Genomic DNA, 16,178 nt, shown 5'->3' on the forward strand with positions numbered 1-16,178 from the left:
GGTGTATCCAACAGACGAAAGTCTTCTTCTTATCTACTAAGGAGAAGACTTTTTTTATTGACTTTGACTGAAAAAAGGAGAATCGCAATGTGCGCTAGACAAACTGAAACGAAATTAGTCCATACAGGAAATAACAATAATGATCCATCCGGGGCGATCAATGCTCCCGTTCATTTATCAACCGCTTATGAACATCCTGGCATCGGCGAATCCACAGGATATGACTATACAAGAACTGGAAATCCAACGAGAAGCCTTTTAGAGAATTCGATTGCCGATTTGGAACACGGTCACGCAGGGTTTGCCTTCAGTTCAGGGATGGCTGCTATTCAAGGAGCTTTATCCCTTTTTAAATCAGGAGATGAAATCGTCGTCTCTGAGGACTTATACGGGGGAAGCTACCGGTTATTTGAATATTTATCAAGACAGTACGGGTTAAAATTTCACTACTGTGACAGTCAGAAGCTAAATGATATTGAACACTACATAACGGACCGGACAAAGGCCCTTTATGTAGAAACGCCGACCAACCCTCTGATGCACTTAGCAGACATAAAAGAAATCTCAGGGATCGCAAAGAAATATGGATGCCTGCTGATCGTAGATAATACGCTTTACACGCCATATCTTCAGCAGCCATTATCAGAAGGAGCGGACATCGTGATTCACAGTGCCACAAAATACTTAGGCGGCCATAATGACGTTCTCGCCGGTTTAGTCGTTGGAAAAGATCCTGATATCTGTGAACAGCTTGGATTTTACCAAAACACTTCAGGAGGTGTTCTTTCTCCCTTTGATTCGTGGCTGCTTATGCGAGGGATGAAGACATTAGCGTTAAGAATGAGGCAGCATGAATTGAATGCCAAGGAGGTTGTGGAGTATCTACACAATCATCCGGAAGTCACTCACGTGTTCTATCCAGGAAAAGGCGGGATGCTCTCCTTTCGTTTAAGTGCCGAACATTGTATCGATCCGTTTCTTAGAAGCTTATCTGTCATAACATTTGCCGAAAGCTTAGGAGGAGTAGAAAGCTTCATTACGTATCCCGCAACACAAACACACGCCGACATCCCAGAAGAAAAACGGCATTCCTACGGTGTATGTAACCGGCTGCTGCGCTTTTCAGTCGGTATTGAGCACCCGGAAGATTTAAAAGCAGACCTAGAGCAGGCCCTGTCACACCTACAAAAGGAGGAAGTATATTATGACTAAGCCACATACGTTCCAAACGAGGTTATTGCATAACGACCATAAATTTGATCCGGCAACTGGTGCGGTGAGCGTGCCCATTCAGCAGGCATCGACTTTTCACCAGGCTGACTTCGACAACCCAGGCCAGTATGACTACAGCCGATCCGGAAACCCGACGCGTGAGGCTTTAGAAGATACAATTGCCCAACTGGAAGGCGGAGAAAGAGGATTTGCTTTCGCTTCTGGAATGGCGGCAATCTCTACGGCGTTTATGCTTTTATCAAAAGGTGACCATGTTGTCATCTCTGAAGATGTGTATGGCGGCACCTTCCGCATGATCCATGACGTACTTACCCGCTTTGGCATTGACCATACCTTTGTAGATATGACCGATCTGCATGCTGTAGCTACGGCGATACAGCCTAATACACAAGTGCTTTATATTGAAACACCTTCTAATCCGCTCTTAAATATTACCGATATTCAGGCGGTTACAAAGCTTGCTAAAGCCAACGGCTGTCTAACATTTGTTGATAACACATTTATGACACCGGCCCTGCAGCGTCCGCTTGAACTCGGTGCCGATCTTGTGCTTCATAGTGCTACTAAATTTATTGCCGGACATAGTGACGTTGTCGCAGGATTAGCGGTTACAGATAAGAAGGAAATTGCAGACCAGCTCTCCTTTTTACAAAATGCGTTCGGATCAATTCTTGGAGCCCACGACTGCTGGCTCGTCCTAAGAGGGTTAAAAACACTCGACTGCCGGCTCAAGCAGTCATCGGAATCCGCCGATAAAATTGCGAACTTTTTATCCGCACACCCGTTTGTTGAAGAAGTCTATTACCCGGGCTTCCGCACTCATCCCGGCGCATCGATTCATTCTTATCAGGCGAGCGGTGCCGGTGCCGTGCTTTCCTTTAAGTTAAAAAATGCCGAAGAAGTAAAAGCGTTCAGCCAGAATGTCGAGCTCCCGGTATTTGCCGTCAGCCTGGGTGCCGTCGAATCAATCCTGTCCTACCCTGCGACGATGTCTCATGCTTCTATGCCTAAAGAAGAAAGAGAGAAGCGAGGGATTACTGACGGACTGCTGAGACTATCTGTTGGATTAGAGAGCCCCGAAGACTTGATCCGTGATTTTGAGAAGGCCCTAAACAGCTTGCGCGTCCCCCTTCAAAAGGTTGGATTATAAGCATTTTGGCGGTGTTGTTGATATTTACGTTAAAAAAATAAGCAGCTTCCAAATTAGGAAATTGCTTTCAGCTTGTAGAGAAACCTCGTGCTTTTTAAACGACCGACTTCCTTTCAAAGGATAATATGCAGCGGAGGGCTCCGTGAAACGGATCGCTTTCCATGGGCGTACGGTGAGCTTCCTTAAGGCTTCGCCTTTTAAGGATCTCACTCTGTACGTTCCTCCCATAGGAGATTCCCGTTTCCCTTCGCCCCTATCTTCATAAGTTTTTCTTTCTCGTTCTATTAGCTCTCTTCCCGGGGGCTACACTCTTAAGGATACAAAGTACCTAATGAAAGGTTAGCTGATTCCTCTTCTCGAATGAGGAAGATTCCATTCACCTTTTTCCTTGTAATGGGAAGGGAACAAGCGAGACTCCTACGGGATGTGCAAGACTGGCAAGACCCCACAGGGCTTAAAAGCCCGAGGAGGCTTGCCGGCTTCCCCGTGGAAAGCGAGGGGGTTCCCGACCCATTCGTCCCCTTTTATGGCCAATGGAATCCTGCCTGCCACGCTAGGCTTTAACAGGAAACTCCATGAGAAAAACTGTTGAGACTTTCTTGACATACTGTGAGAAACTTCCAATTCAGGAAGTTTCTTTCCTGTTTCATTAGATTCCCCTTTAATGGAATAAGAATTAACCTTCTTTCTCTTGTACTTGAACATAGACAGACCCATGTAAAGTGTCGTTAACATAAGCATCCAACCTCCACATTCCACTCTTAGGTAACGACATAATTGACGGGGATGAAGCATCTGCACCATTATGCTCGCCAACGCTTAATGGTACATCTTCTAGAACGATCATTTTATTTCCAGATTCATTGTGGGTTCCAACAACCTTTAAATCCCCTTCTAACTCCTCTTCACTCCCCCAAAAATGCCACATATACTTTTGTTTTTTATCTGGATAGAATCGAGTAACTTCCCCACCATCATAAATAAAACCTAATTGACCTTCTTCTCCGAGCATTTTATAAGAGCCTGATTCGAAAATATCACTTTCCAGCCATTTCTCCCCAAAACACCCCGTCAGGAGTACAGTGGATAGTGCCAGTATTAAAAACAGCAATCGAACATAACTTTTGTTCACAAAACCCTCCTAAAAAATTGAATTTTCAATAAGTTATTATCCAATTATTTCAAAATACAATACTTAAATCAATGATTGCTTTCCAAGGATTCAAGTCGGTCTCTCGATCTGAATTACAAAATGGAATCGTATAACACTACTCGAACATCATAAGGTTTTTCAGGTTGGTTTTCTTTTTGATATAATTCCAAGTTCCAACTTTTATTGGAACGTGTGTACCCTTTTTCTCCAATCCATTGATGTAATTTCTCATAACTATTTCTTATTTGATCATTTGGACCCTTATGTAAAATTGCAGCATATCTATGTGGTGGAATTGTTAAGGTGGTCATATTTTCTGGTATATCTTTATATTCACTTACTTGAACACCAATCCAATAACCATCTTCCTCGGGTGACGATTCCTCAACAACAAACGCTCCAATTTGTTGACCTGGGTTTAAAATATTATTAATTTCTTCTATTCTTTCTTTTAGTACTTTTGCAGCTCTTGGGATTTCTTCAATGTATTTTTCGCCGGCACAAACTACTCTGAACCCCACAAGTTTCACTTCACCTAAGTCTTTAATAAATTTTTCACTTGTAACTTCCTGATTCATGTGTCAAACTCCTTAAATGGATTTTACTTACATAACTAGAATTCAACATCAAATGCAAGATCCCTTCATTCTTAATAGAAGTATTAATTTTTACTTTACCCCCACCGCCCCATAAAATAAAATTAGGGAAATTTCATTATAAATGCCTTATCATAAATGAATACAGTTAAGACAAGTAATTATAAATCTATAGATGATCACAAATATCAACTATAAAAAAACCCGGACGCTCTCAGCAAGAGATTGTCCGGGTTTTATTTATTAATGAGAGTTTCGTGTTGTAAATTTAGGGAATCTAAACAGAATCGCCAGGAGGCCACAAAAGACTAGCAGCATAGGGTAAATGCAATATGGCATAATCTCGACAGGAGAAAGACTTGCTACACCAGCAACAGCAAGGATCTGTGCTCCATATGGGATAAGCCCCTGCACGGCACTTGCAAAGATATCGAGCATGCTGGCCGATCTTTTTGGATCAATGCCAAACCGTTCTGAAATCTGCTTAGCCAGCGGACCAGCAGTTATAATAGAAATGGTATTATTTGCGGTTGATAAATTGACCGCACTGACTAGTCCGGCAATCCCGGCTTCTCCCCCGCGTGCACTGTTAATTTTTCCGCTGAACACCTCAAGCAGCCAGGCAATTCCGCCATTTCTACGGATAAGTTCAACCAATCCTCCTAGTAAGATGGCAAGCATCGCAAGCTCCTGCATCCCTGTAAAGCCTTCCCCGACAAGCTGGATAAAATCCATGAAAGAAATATCCCCAAGGATTAAGCCGACGATTCCGGCAAAAAGTATACCTCCAATAAGCACAAATATGACATTAACTCCGGCAACCGCAAAAGCGAGTACACCAAGATACGGCAGTACTTTAGCAATTTGAAAAGACGTATCTTCGTCGATAGAGGATGTAGCACCCGCAGTCATGACACCAAAAATGACCGCCGTAATGATGGCCGCCGGCAGTACGATGAAGAAGTTTGCTTTAAACTTATCTTTCATCTCTGTGCCTTGGGTTCTTACAGATGCAATCGTCGTATCCGAAATGACCGATAAGTTATCCCCAAACATTGCCCCGCTCACAATAGCTCCCATTGTAAGCGCCAGGCTGATATCCGTCTGTTCCGCTACGCCCAGTCCAATTGGCGCAAGCGCCACAATTGTACCGACGGAAGTTCCCATCGATATAGAGATAAAACAGCAGATGATGAATAACCCGACCATCAGCAGGTTTTCAGGCAGAAGTGATAAACCTAAATTGACTGTTGAATCAACAGCACCGACACCTTCAGCTACCGAAGCAAAAGCTCCTGCCAAAAGGAAAATAACGACCATTAAAATGATGTCCGGGTGGCCGCCGCCTTTCGTCAGATGCCCTATCTTCTCCTGAAAACTGGCTTTTCTGTTCATTAAAAGTGCTGTGAAAATGGCCGCGAAAACAGCCACTAAAACCGGCATTTGGTAGAAGTCTCCTAAAACAACACCAGCTCCGATAAACAGCAGTATAAATATAAGAAATGGAATAAGTGCAAAAGGATTGCTTTTGATTGGTTTCTCCATGTAGATAACCTCCTTGTTTAGCCTGTAAAATAATAAAAACCTTCTTGGTTAAGAAGGTTTCCCTCTTTATTCATTAAAAATCTAGTCTTACATTACACGAAAAGCAAGCGAGTGACAAGCTGAATGCTGTTGTAAATGTGCAAATTCAGCCACTTTTGCAGATGATCCGGGCGGGGGTTACTGCCGAAAGTAATCCACAGAAATAACCGTGAATTTCCCCGTGCCCACTCTGTTCTGCTTAAAACCGAAATTCTGTCCAGCGAGAGCTTCGTCCTTTATTTAATAAACACTCTTAGTTGGAATTCCAACTAAATGTGTTACAATTTATGCAGTTAAAATTCACTAAAGATCGGAGTCGTACGATATGGAAGTTAGACAAGTACAAACTCAGCAGGAATTAGACCATGCTTTTCAAATTAGAGAAGATGTCTTTGTCCGCGAACAGAAAGTCCCGATCGAAGATGAGTTTGATGAATATGATAAAGAGGCCCTTCACGTGCTGGCCGTCTATCAAAAGTCGGCAGCGGGTACAGGACGAATGAGAATAATAGAGAATACAGTTAAGCTTGAGCGAATTTGTATATTGGCTTCGTATCGTAAATACGGAATCGGTAAAGCTATCATTACGGCTTTAGAAAACATCGCATGCGACCATGGCTGTAAGAGCGTTAAGCTTCACGGACAGGTGCAGGCTGCGGGCTTTTATCAAAAGCTGGGATATCAGACAGCTTCTGAGGAATTTATCGAAGATGGTATCCCGCACTATTTAATGATAAAAGACTTATAGAAAGGAGGAAGGTTTATGTCCATTCGCACTCGTCAAAGGTCTTTGTTTTATTTCGTCGGCATCATTATTATGACCTTGGGCATTGCGCTTACGATCCATTCCCAATTGGGCACTTCCCCCTTCGATGCATTGCTTGTAGGTTTATATAGAACGTTTGGTTTAACAATAGGCAGCTGGGAAATCGTTGTCGGTTTTTCTATGATTCTATTTAATGCGATTGCTGAGAAGAAGAAACCGGAATATTTTGCGGTCGTTACCTCTTTAATTACCGGCTTCTTTATCGATGTGTGGGTATTTTCCACAGAGCATTGGCTTAATCCAGAAACTTTGTTTACGCAGTTTATCTGTCTCGGATTCGGAATCTTTTTTGCAGGGCTAGGGATAGCTGTCAATCTGCAGGCCGATTTTGCCCCGAATCCATTTGATCGAACGATGCTTGTGGTGAGAAAACTCACCGGACTGAACGTCTCAATCTCCAGGGCGCTTATCAGTGTGGTGCTTACGATTATAGCGTTTATCTTTAACGGACCCATTGGTGTAGGAACGGTTATCATCATGCTGTTCAGCGGTGTGCTGATTCACTTTTTCATGCCTTATGTCGCCCGCTTTGACGAGATGATGATCAAGCAGAACGGCCCAATAGAGAAACAAAGAGCCCATCAATAAGGAGCAGTATTACACAGGTAAGGCTGTTTTTTAGGAATAAAGTTGTATTTTCCCTATCACAAAACGAAAATCCCCTTTATAATAGGTTACAGTTTATATAAAAAAGGAATAGGTGTTTTTCAATGAGTATATTAACAGTAAAAAATTTAAGTCATGGTTTTGGCGACCGCGCCATCTTTGATGATGTATCCTTTCGCCTTCTGCAGGGTGAGCACATCGGTCTGATCGGCGCGAACGGTGAAGGTAAGTCAACGTTTATGAATATCATTACAGGAAAACTTGAGCCGGATGGAGGAAAAATCAGCTGGGCAAAGCGGGCCCGCGTAGGATATCTCGATCAGCATGCCGATTTAAAGCAGTGTATGACGATGCGTGATGTACTTCGGACTGCTTTTCAATATTTATTTGATATGGAAGAGGAAATGAACCGATTGTTCGCTAAAATGGGTGAAGTCGATCCTGAAGAGCTGGAGCAGCTATTAGAAGAAACAGGACAGCTGCAGGATGCTTTAACGAACAACGACTTTTACACGATTGACGCTAAGATCGAGGAAGTTGCCAACGGGCTGGGTCTTGATGAAATAGGACTGGACCGCGATGTCCACGATTTAAGCGGCGGACAGCGCACAAAAGTCCTTCTTGCTAAGCTTCTATTAGAAAAGCCGGACATTCTGCTGCTTGATGAGCCGACGAACTACTTGGATGTTGAGCACATTGACTGGCTGAGAACGTATCTGCAGGAATACGAGAATGCATTTATCCTCGTGTCTCATGATATCCCATTTTTAAATAGTGTCGTCAACCTGATTTATCATATGGAAAACCAGGAGCTTACCCGCTATCCAGGCGACTATGATGAATTTCTTCGAGTATACGACATGAAAAAACAGCAGCTGGAAGCCGCTTATAAAAAGCAGCAAAAAGAAATTGCCAATTTAAAAGATTTTGTAGCGAGAAATAAAGCCAATGCGGCAACAAGCCGGATGGCGATGTCCCGTCAGAAAAAGCTTGATAAAATGGACGTGATCGAACTTGATTCCGAAAAGCCTAAACCTGTTTTTAACTTTAAACAGGCCCGCGCTTCAGGAAAAGTTCTATTTGAGACGAAGGATCTCGTCATTGGGTATGATGAACCTCTGTCCCGTCCCCTGAACCTTACAATGGAACGCGGCCAGAAGCTTGCTCTATCAGGAGCGAACGGAATCGGAAAAACAACACTGCTTCGAAGCATTCTTGGTGAAATTAAACCGCTATCCGGTTCTGTTGAGCTTGGAGATTATCTTCATATTGGATATTTTGAGCAGGAACTTAAGGAACAGAGCAATCATACGTGTATAGAAGAAATCTGGGAGGAATACCCCCACTTCACCCAGCAGGAGGTCCGTGCCTCTCTCGCTAAGTGCGGCCTGACCAAAAAGCATATCGAAAGCAAGGTGCAGGTGTTAAGCGGCGGAGAGAAAGCGAAAGTCCGACTCTGTAAACTGCTGAATAAAGAAACCAACCTGCTCGTATTGGATGAGCCGACCAACCACTTAGATGTGGATGCAAAAGCCGAACTTAAAAGAGCTTTAAAGGAATACAAAGGAAGTGTCCTGCTGATCTCGCACGAGCCTGATTTTTACCAGGATATTGTTACAGACGTATGGAACTGCGAAAGCTGGACGACTAAAATATTCCAATAAAAAAGAACCTTTTCCAGCTGCCGCTTCAGCTTGTAACTATCATATTTTATTCTTCTTAAATATTAGAGAAGAAGAGAAAGGACGGCTTAGGCCGTCCTTTTTCTATTCGTCAACGTGTCTTATTATGATTATTTTTGTATGAGTTTGTTGAAGCTATTGCAAATTATGGGAATAATAGGCATAATGTTTTCAGTTGTACTAACAAATTTGTACTGACAACTGTTAAACAACCAACAAAGAGCTTTAATCACTCATATTGAAAGGACGGTACCATATGAATAAAATTATTAAGCCAACTCCCTACAAACAAACTACTGCGATCCGTAACAAGAGAAAAGAAATGATCGAACTAGGACTCAAATACGGGTTCACAGACAAGCGTACTGTAAGATGCAGCCAGCAGCTTGATGAACTATTAAACCGCCAGGCTAATTAGCTTACTTAGGTAATGTAAAGAAATCGTGGTTTTCACTATAATTTCCTGCGAGCCTTCCTAGTGGACGCAGTTTTTCCAGATTCACTTTATGATTTTCTATATAGTAGTCTTCATGGATATGATAGAGAACCAGCTTCCCAATAATTAAGTGATCTGTTCCCAGCTCGATGATTTGATGTAACTGACATTCCATTTGAATCGGTGATTCTTTAACTCTCTTTGGTGTAACTTTCTCGCTATCGATTGGAGTTAAGTTCGCCGCTTCAAATTCATCGATATGACTCGGCAGATTCTCGGCGCTTTTCTGCATCGCATTGCCAAGAAATGTGGGAACGATATTTATGACGAACTCCTTCTGATCACGGATATTGGCCAGCGTATCTTTCACGGTTCCTTCACGCTCACCTACTCCTGGACCGATAGAAATACAAAGCATTGCCGGTTCCCTTGAGGCGACGGTAAAGAAGCTGAATGGTGAGAGGTTTTGCACACCCTCTTTTGAAATCGAAGACACCCATGCAATCGGCCTTGGCACGACCGAACCACTTAACAGCTTATACATTTCTTTCACGGCTAATTGTTGTGGATCAAACTTCATATAATTCCCCCTTTTTTCACATCGATTCCGGTGCCTGCCTAAGTCTTGATATAAAGACTAAAAGGATAAGCACAATTCCCATCAGCGACGTGATCGTTAACCACCCCGCTGTGTAACTCCCCGTATTGTCGACCATCGCTCCAAAGAAGGGAGGAACGAGGATCACCCCCATGGAACCGAGCATAATACTAAAGCCGCTCGATAGACCTGACAGTTCTTTTGGGACAAGTTCAGAGGCTAAATTCATCCAAATCCCATTAAAGCCGGATACGGCAAAACCAAATACCATAATAATCGGCACCATCACGCCAAAAGAAGTTCCTTCAGGCACGAGCGCCACAGCCCCGCTGGCCGCCGCTGTAAGAATGGCAATCATCGTGATGATAACCAGTCTTCTTCCATTAAAAAAGCGGTCGCTGATCATCCCCCAGCCCACACGGCCAAGTGAACCGCAAATTTCAGAGATCACAAACAGCATACCGGCTAAAAATAAACTGATGCCGACTTTTTCATATGCAAAAAGCACGATATACGTGTTCAGGCACATTTGAGAACCATTTAAAAACATCGCACTGATGCTGACAAATAACAGTGGTTTATGCTTCGCCATGGATAAAAGCGACAGGTAAAAAGATTTCAGAGACTGAGAGTTCTTATCCTGTCTCTCTTCCTCAGGATCTTTGTAATAGATATAAGCCAGCACCCCTGCTGCAATGAGCCCGAGACCTGCGCAAAATAAAACAGGCCGCCAGCCATATGAAGCAGCGAGCGGCAACAATAAAAACCCAGCCAACGCCGAACCCAGCGTAATGCCCATTTGTTTAATGCCCATGGCAGTGCCGCGGTTCGTCTGATTAAACCAGTAAATAATGCCGCGGTTGGTCGTCGGGTGCATTCCGCCATACCCTAATCCTCCAATTACAATGAGGAGAATTAACAGCCAATAATACGCATTAAAAGTCATCACAATGAAGCTGACGCCTAAGCAGGAAGTCATTATTAAAAGCAGCGGCCGTGAACCTATCCGGTCAACTACAAACCCAGTTGGAATTGAAGACAGCGCCTGTCCAACAAACAAAGCCGACGGAAGCAGTCCGATTTGAGCTTTTGTCAGTGAGAAGTCCTGTCCGATCAAAATGCCGAGCGGCCCCAGACTTCGCCCGATAAAAGCCACCATTATTTGAGCAATCAGCAGCCACATGAGCATTTTCCATGGGTTTATTAGATTCTGAGGATTATGTTTGGCCGACACAGCTTTCATAATGTATCATCTCTTTTTTATAAATTAGGCTTCAATTTTTAAGGAAGTCATTTCATCTGCTTCAGACTTCTGTTTCGCAGAGACGTTGACAAGAATTGAGGCTACAGAAGCAATTACAAAGTTGACAGCAAGTCCGATAACACCACCGTGAATTCCAAATACCGTCTTATAACCTGTAAATGTCATCACTGCGGCGATTACAGCCCCAATCAGCATTCCCCAAAAGACGGGCTTAGCCGAAAGCTTGTTCCAGTAAAGACCTAGAATGAACGCTGGAGCAACTTGCACTAGTAATTCAAACTTTAACACAAAAATTTCATAAAGTGTCGCAGGAGGATTCCATGCGATCCAAAGCAATAAAGCAACAGCAGCAACCCCGCCCATTTTACCAATTTTAACTTTCTTATGTTCGGAAGCGTTTGGATTAATAAACTTTCCATAGATATCATTTGAGATCATGGAAGAGAAGCTTAATAATACGGAATCCGCTGTTGAAATAATAGCCGCTACAATTCCACCGAAAAAGAGGATCATTACCCAGTAGTAAAACGGGTGAAGCGCAGCAATTTCATTCGCCATCATTCCAACAAGCTGTTCTGACCCTGCACTGTCTAACCCCGGAAACATCATAATACCAATAATTCCAATCACAAATACCAGGCCTGTCGTAATTGGCGGCATCCATGCCATACGGGAAAACGAGCGCTTTAACGTCCGTTCACTTTGTGCTGAATAAATACGCTGAACCGCATGAGGGTATATCGCTGCTCCAAACCCTACTAACAGCAGCATACTCATCCAGTTAATTGAAGCGTCTATTGGCGGAACTCCAACTTTAGCAGGCTCAGTGCTTGCGATATAAGAGGTTACACTTCCGAAGTCTCCCCCCACTAAATATAGAGCACCGATTAAGAAAACGAAGATACCAATCATAAGTACTATACCTTGCATAACGTCCGTAAACGCCACAGCTCTCATACCGCCCATCCATTCATAAAGCAGCATGACGATAACAAATGCGATAACGGCATACTGGTACGGAATGGTGCCGCCCGTTAGTCCTGCCACAGCCTGGCCAATGGCGACCAGCTGTTCAAGCAAGTAATTTCCAAGTCCCCAAAGCATTAGAAATATAGCAAGAATTGTAACCGCTTTCGATTTAAAGCGATATGAAATCCAGTCAGTCGGCGTTACAAAGTCTCTCCGTTTAGAAATAACGTAGAGTCGAGGAGCAAACAGCAGATAAATTCCAATGATAATAGTCATAAAGGAAATTGACTGCAGCCATCCAAAACCAGTTCGATAGGCTGTTGGCGCATAACCGATTATCGTATTGCCGCTATACTGCGTGGCATAAAGCGTGAAAAACAAAGCGACGATCCCTAAGTTTTTACCTGCTAAGTAATAACCAGCTAAACTGTTTTGAATATTTTTCCCTCTTCCTGCTAAAAATCCGATTAAAAGCATAACCACTGCATAGGAAGCTAGTATAATAATTCCATCGGCTCCCGCAAACGCTAATTCCATATCTTACCCCTCCTTATTGATTTCTTCGTTTTCTTCTAAATCTTCAACGATATCCCACTGTGTGACACACAGCCAGCTTAAATATGCGCATAAGACAATGGAGAAAAACAGTGAAATTAACGCCCAATAAGGAAAACCTAAGATAATAGGAACTTCCGCACTTTTAGGAAAATACCAGGGGACAATGGCCAGCATAATTAATGCTAATCCTATCCAAATCCATTTCTTTTTAATAGGTTCTTTGACTTCTCCGCCTTGCATAAGTAATTCTCCTCCCTTATTTGAAAATTCAAAAAATTACTGCTAAAATTTTTTTCATCCTTTTTTAAATGATTCCGTTTGCTTTTAAAGCCTCCAGCTGTTCATCGGAATACTTTAAAATTTCTTTGAAGATTGCTTCATTATGCTCTCCCATACCAGTAGATCCAGGGTGCTTGATCTTTCCTGGTGTTCGGCTAAGCTTAGGTACGACACCTGGCATCGGAAAATCTCCAAGTTCAGGATGGTCCACATTAACAATCATTTCTCTCTCTTTGTAATGAGGATCCTCTACCATATCCTTAGCAGAATAGATCAAGCCAGAAGGCACACCCTTCTCCTCTAACAAGCTTAGAGCATCACGGGAAGTCATTGTTTTTGTCCACTCTTCAATTAAAAGGTCGAGCTTCTTCATATTTCTCCCTCTGGCTTCATGGGTCGCGTAATCAGGGTCATCCGCCAGCTCTTCCTGTCCCATTGCTTCAGAAAGCCTGCGGAATACTCCATCTGCATTTGCTCCAATTACGATATAAGTTTCATCTTTCGTGAGATAAATGTTTGAAGGGGCTACGCCCGGAAGAATATTGCCCATTCTCTCCCTTACAAAATCAGCGAGCATGTAGTCTGGAATTAAGCTTTCCATAACGGAGAACACGGACTCGTATAATGCTGTGTCTACGACCTGCCCTTTTCCAGAGATTGACCGCTCATTGACAGCAACGAGACATCCGATCGTGGCAAACATGGCAGCGAGAGTATCCCCAATCGAAATCCCGATTCTCGTCGGAGCTCTGTCCGTATATCCTGTCACATACCTTAGTCCCCCCATTGCTTCTCCAACACTTCCAAAACCAGCACGCTGTTTGTATGGACCTGTCTGGCCAAACCCGGATGTACGGACCATAATCAGCCGAGGATTTATCTCTGATAGTTCTTCGTAAGACAAATTCCATTTCTCCATCGTTCCCGGGCGGAAATTCTCGATCAATACATCCGCTTCTTTAATGAGTTCTTTTAATAGGTTCTGCCCATCTTCCTCCCTTAAATTAATCGTGATGGATTTTTTGTTTCGGGATTGAATCGGCCACCAAAGGCCTGTACCATTAACTTCTTTCCCCCACTTTCTCATTGGATCGGCTTTACCTGGAGGCTCTACCTTAATAACCTCAGCTCCGAAATCAGCCAATAACCTGCCCGAAAAAGGACCTGCAAGCAGTGTGCCTAATTCAATAACCCGTAAATTTTCTAAAGGTAAACGCTCTTCTTCATTAGCCATTTTTCTTACCTCCTATAGATAAAAAATTATATAAATTTAAATTTTCTGAATGTTGTGTACAATGCTAACAGATTTGTATACAGAAAATCAACAACTTTTTTGAAAGCGATTACTTTACCTTTAAATTTACGATTTCACCTTAAAAAGTTGTCGTTTTGCGGTAAATTATTAGAAAATATTGATAATTTATTTTTTATTGTATACAATAAATTTGAGGTGTTGAAATGAATGCATACAATTTTATAAAAGATGGAATAATTCAAGGCAAATATCAGCCGGGCATGCGCTTAACAGAAGAAAAGCTTGCCCATGAATTACAAATAAGCCGGACACCCATCCGTGAAGCCATTAAGCAATTAAAAACAGAAGGATTAATCGTTCCTTTAAAGCGGGGAATTAGTGTCCGTAATTTTACGAAGCAAGACATCCGTCAGATTTATGACTTAAGAACGCTGCTCGAAGGCTATGCGGCCGGGCAGGCTGCTGTAAACAGAACCGAAGAAGACTTAATAAAAATGGCTAAAGCCAATGAATTATATGAAAAGGCGATTGACCAATACGTAGAAGGCGACTTTGATTCTATTATCAAAATCGTAGAAATGAACCAGAAGTTTCATGAAGCAATTGTGGAAGCATCCAGAAATGAACATATTCACTTTCACATTTCTAAAGTCGTTGTAGTGCCAATCGTGTTCCGATCATTTTACTGGTATGATCATGAAAAATTAAAGCGATCCCTTGATTATCATAAAATTCTTTTAAGTGCCATAGAAAGCCGGGATACCGACCGTGCCCGGATTGCTATGCACGAACATATTTACCAGGGAAGAGACCAGGTTCTTAAGCATTTGGAAGAGATAAATAATGACCATTTACTGGAGGAGGAACTTAAATGATAGAAATCTGTGAAGTCGGGCCAAGAGACGGACTGCAGAATGAGTGTAAAATCGTGACGACGGATACGAAAGTAAAGCTGATTGAAAAGCTGATCGACGCCGGAATCCGCAGCCTCGAAGTAGTATCTTTCGTTAACCCAAAGGTTGTCCCGCAAATGGCGGATGCAGAAGATGTATTAGACCGTCTCCCCCGCGTGGAAGGCGTACGTTACGGCGGTCTTGTTTTAAGCAGGTCCGGTTTAGACCGCGCTGAGAAAACAGAGGTAGACTTTCTTCATGTCGCGATGACGACGAGTGATGCTTTTAATCTTAAAAACGCTAAGCGGACGGTGGAGCAAAGCACAGAGGAATTAAGTAAAGTGATAGCTGAAGGCGTACAAGCGAATAAAGGCGTGTCCGGAATATTGGGTACCGCCTTCGGATGTCCTTATGAAGGGGATGTCCCTGTTAAAACCGTTTTAAAGACGGCTGAATCCTTTTTAAATGCCGGCTGCAGTGAATTAACCCTGGCCGATACAACCGGGATGGCAAATCCCGTCCAGGTAACTGAAATGGTGGAAGCCTTCAGAAAAGCATTTGGAGAAGATTTAAATTTAGGCCTCCACTTCCATAACACACGGGGATTGGGCCTTGCCAATACATTGGCGGGTTATCATGCAGGCATCCGGAGGTTTGATTCTTCCATAGCCGGATTAGGAGGCTGCCCATTCGCACCGAAAGCTGTAGGGAATGTATGTACAGAAGATATGATCAACATGTTTAATGGAATGGGTGTTGAAACGAATACCAATCTCGAAAAATTAGTGGAAACAGCAAAGTGGATGGAACAATATATGGAGCGGCCGCTGGATGGGATGTTAATGAAAGCAGGAATCGCTTGAACAAAGGCTTAAAGCGCCCTGGTGTAGACACGAAACGCATAAGCAAAACGGCCGGAGGAAGGTGGCCTTCCCTTTTAGCAGGGCGGATTGCTTATGACGCGAGTGTCTGGGCGCTGGAGCTGGATGTCGCTCTTTTAAACATATATATCCACAGCTTGGAATTTTTTAATTTCCTAGACATAAATAAAAACAAGGTCAGCAGTGATGCTGACCTTGTTTTTTCACACTCACTC

Annotated in this window: 16 protein-coding genes; 8 read left to right on the forward strand and 8 right to left on the reverse strand. The window is 43.0% G+C overall.

The annotated features are described in order from the left end of the window. Positions 1 to 87 precede the first annotated feature (87 nt). Both HUS26_RS08310 and metC read left to right on the forward strand, forming a co-directional pair. A complete protein-coding gene (locus HUS26_RS08310; protein ID WP_173916714.1) occupies positions 88 to 1,212 on the forward strand; it encodes a methionine biosynthesis PLP-dependent protein in 1,125 nt (374 codons plus the stop codon). Then, positions 1,205 to 2,383, forward strand: coding sequence for a cystathionine beta-lyase (gene metC, locus HUS26_RS08315; RefSeq protein ID WP_173916715.1), 1,179 nt, complete (start codon positions 1,205 to 1,207; stop codon positions 2,381 to 2,383). Before HUS26_RS08310 ends, metC begins: the two co-directional genes overlap by 8 nt. 676 nt (positions 2,384 to 3,059) lie before the next feature. On the opposite strand, the gene HUS26_RS08320 is transcribed toward metC, so the two are convergent. The 3 genes from HUS26_RS08320 to HUS26_RS08330 all read right to left on the reverse strand — a co-directional run bounded on the left by HUS26_RS08320 (position 3,060) and on the right by HUS26_RS08330 (position 5,677). Then, positions 3,060 to 3,515 carry a DUF4871 domain-containing protein gene (locus HUS26_RS08320; protein ID WP_254434155.1) on the reverse strand — a complete coding sequence of 152 codons (456 nt, stop codon included), beginning with the start codon at positions 3,513 to 3,515 and terminating at the stop codon, positions 3,060 to 3,062. Between the two features lie 113 nt (positions 3,516 to 3,628). Then, positions 3,629 to 4,114: a GyrI-like domain-containing protein gene (locus HUS26_RS08325; protein ID WP_173916716.1), complete on the reverse strand. Its 486-nt coding sequence runs from the start codon at positions 4,112 to 4,114 to the stop codon at positions 3,629 to 3,631. Positions 4,115 to 4,375: 261 nt separating this feature from the next. After that, the gene (locus HUS26_RS08330) at positions 4,376 to 5,677 is read right to left on the reverse strand and encodes a Na+/H+ antiporter NhaC family protein (RefSeq protein ID WP_173916717.1); all 1,302 of its coding nucleotides are present in this window, start codon (positions 5,675 to 5,677) and stop codon (positions 4,376 to 4,378) included. 364 nt (positions 5,678 to 6,041) lie between these two features. Here HUS26_RS08330 and HUS26_RS08335 point away from each other — a divergent pair, with 364 nt between their 5' ends. From HUS26_RS08335 to HUS26_RS08350, 4 genes are all read left to right on the forward strand, one after another. Further along, a complete protein-coding gene (locus HUS26_RS08335; RefSeq protein ID WP_173916718.1) occupies positions 6,042 to 6,464 on the forward strand; it encodes a GNAT family N-acetyltransferase in 423 nt (140 codons plus the stop codon). Positions 6,465 to 6,479: 15 nt separating this feature from the next. Continuing rightward, positions 6,480 to 7,130: a YitT family protein gene (locus tag HUS26_RS08340; RefSeq protein ID WP_173916719.1), complete on the forward strand. Its 651-nt coding sequence runs from the start codon at positions 6,480 to 6,482 to the stop codon at positions 7,128 to 7,130. A 122-nt stretch (positions 7,131 to 7,252) separates the two neighbouring features. Further along, positions 7,253 to 8,812, forward strand: coding sequence for an ABC-F family ATP-binding cassette domain-containing protein (locus tag HUS26_RS08345; RefSeq protein ID WP_173916720.1), 1,560 nt, complete (start codon positions 7,253 to 7,255; stop codon positions 8,810 to 8,812). Between the two features lie 274 nt (positions 8,813 to 9,086). After that, positions 9,087 to 9,248, forward strand: coding sequence for an aspartyl-phosphate phosphatase Spo0E family protein (locus HUS26_RS08350; RefSeq protein ID WP_173916721.1), 162 nt, complete (start codon positions 9,087 to 9,089; stop codon positions 9,246 to 9,248). Between the two features lies 1 nt (position 9,249). Here HUS26_RS08350 and HUS26_RS08355 read toward each other — a convergent pair whose 3' ends face one another. The 5 genes from HUS26_RS08355 to HUS26_RS08375 all read right to left on the reverse strand — a co-directional run bounded on the left by HUS26_RS08355 (position 9,250) and on the right by HUS26_RS08375 (position 14,168). Next, positions 9,250 to 9,846 carry a flavin reductase family protein gene (locus HUS26_RS08355; RefSeq protein WP_173916722.1) on the reverse strand — a complete coding sequence of 199 codons (597 nt, stop codon included), beginning with the start codon at positions 9,844 to 9,846 and terminating at the stop codon, positions 9,250 to 9,252. Positions 9,847 to 9,862: 16 nt separating this feature from the next. Continuing rightward, positions 9,863 to 11,107, reverse strand: coding sequence for an MFS transporter (locus HUS26_RS08360; protein WP_173916723.1), 1,245 nt, complete (start codon positions 11,105 to 11,107; stop codon positions 9,863 to 9,865). Between the two features lie 24 nt (positions 11,108 to 11,131). Beyond that, positions 11,132 to 12,634, reverse strand: coding sequence for a sodium:solute symporter (locus HUS26_RS08365; RefSeq protein ID WP_173916724.1), 1,503 nt, complete (start codon positions 12,632 to 12,634; stop codon positions 11,132 to 11,134). A gap of 3 nt (positions 12,635 to 12,637) precedes the next feature. Beyond that, positions 12,638 to 12,895: a hypothetical protein gene (locus HUS26_RS08370; RefSeq protein WP_173916725.1), complete on the reverse strand. Its 258-nt coding sequence runs from the start codon at positions 12,893 to 12,895 to the stop codon at positions 12,638 to 12,640. A 64-nt stretch (positions 12,896 to 12,959) separates the two neighbouring features. After that, the gene (locus HUS26_RS08375; RefSeq protein WP_173916726.1) at positions 12,960 to 14,168 is read right to left on the reverse strand and encodes a CaiB/BaiF CoA-transferase family protein; all 1,209 of its coding nucleotides are present in this window, start codon (positions 14,166 to 14,168) and stop codon (positions 12,960 to 12,962) included. A 224-nt stretch (positions 14,169 to 14,392) separates the two neighbouring features. On the opposite strand from HUS26_RS08375, the gene HUS26_RS08380 reads away from it, so the two are divergent. Further along, complete coding sequence (locus HUS26_RS08380) at positions 14,393 to 15,064, forward strand: GntR family transcriptional regulator (protein ID WP_173916727.1); 672 nt, start codon at positions 14,393 to 14,395, stop codon at positions 15,062 to 15,064. Beyond that, positions 15,061 to 15,945 (forward strand): hydroxymethylglutaryl-CoA lyase, encoded by an 885-nt coding sequence (locus tag HUS26_RS08385; protein ID WP_173916728.1) that lies wholly within the window; start codon positions 15,061 to 15,063, stop codon positions 15,943 to 15,945. The genes HUS26_RS08380 and HUS26_RS08385 overlap by 4 nt, the downstream gene beginning before the upstream one ends. Positions 15,946 to 16,178: the final 233 nt, after the last annotated feature.

Origin of the sequence: Halobacillus sp. Marseille-Q1614 (assembly GCF_902809865.1) — a bacterium.
Taxonomy (GTDB): Bacteria; Bacillota; Bacilli; order Bacillales; family Halobacillaceae; genus Halobacillus_A.

Coding starts and splice junctions, on each gene's coding strand:
- HUS26_RS08310 (WP_173916714.1), top strand. CDS start 88: ATGTGCGCTAGACAAACTGAAACGAAATTAGTCCATACAGGAAATAAC.
- metC (WP_173916715.1), top strand. CDS start 1,205: ATGACTAAGCCACATACGTTCCAAACGAGGTTATTGCATAACGACCAT.
- HUS26_RS08325 (WP_173916716.1), bottom strand. CDS start 4,114: ATGAATCAGGAAGTTACAAGTGAAAAATTTATTAAAGACTTAGGTGAA.
- HUS26_RS08330 (WP_173916717.1), bottom strand. CDS start 5,677: ATGGAGAAACCAATCAAAAGCAATCCTTTTGCACTTATTCCATTTCTT.
- HUS26_RS08335 (WP_173916718.1), top strand. CDS start 6,042: ATGGAAGTTAGACAAGTACAAACTCAGCAGGAATTAGACCATGCTTTT.
- HUS26_RS08340 (WP_173916719.1), top strand. CDS start 6,480: ATGTCCATTCGCACTCGTCAAAGGTCTTTGTTTTATTTCGTCGGCATC.
- HUS26_RS08345 (WP_173916720.1), top strand. CDS start 7,253: ATGAGTATATTAACAGTAAAAAATTTAAGTCATGGTTTTGGCGACCGC.
- HUS26_RS08350 (WP_173916721.1), top strand. CDS start 9,087: ATGAATAAAATTATTAAGCCAACTCCCTACAAACAAACTACTGCGATC.
- HUS26_RS08355 (WP_173916722.1), bottom strand. CDS start 9,846: ATGAAGTTTGATCCACAACAATTAGCCGTGAAAGAAATGTATAAGCTG.
- HUS26_RS08360 (WP_173916723.1), bottom strand. CDS start 11,107: ATGAAAGCTGTGTCGGCCAAACATAATCCTCAGAATCTAATAAACCCA.
- HUS26_RS08365 (WP_173916724.1), bottom strand. CDS start 12,634: ATGGAATTAGCGTTTGCGGGAGCCGATGGAATTATTATACTAGCTTCC.
- HUS26_RS08370 (WP_173916725.1), bottom strand. CDS start 12,895: ATGCAAGGCGGAGAAGTCAAAGAACCTATTAAAAAGAAATGGATTTGG.
- HUS26_RS08375 (WP_173916726.1), bottom strand. CDS start 14,168: ATGGCTAATGAAGAAGAGCGTTTACCTTTAGAAAATTTACGGGTTATT.
- HUS26_RS08380 (WP_173916727.1), top strand. CDS start 14,393: ATGAATGCATACAATTTTATAAAAGATGGAATAATTCAAGGCAAATAT.
- HUS26_RS08385 (WP_173916728.1), top strand. CDS start 15,061: ATGATAGAAATCTGTGAAGTCGGGCCAAGAGACGGACTGCAGAATGAG.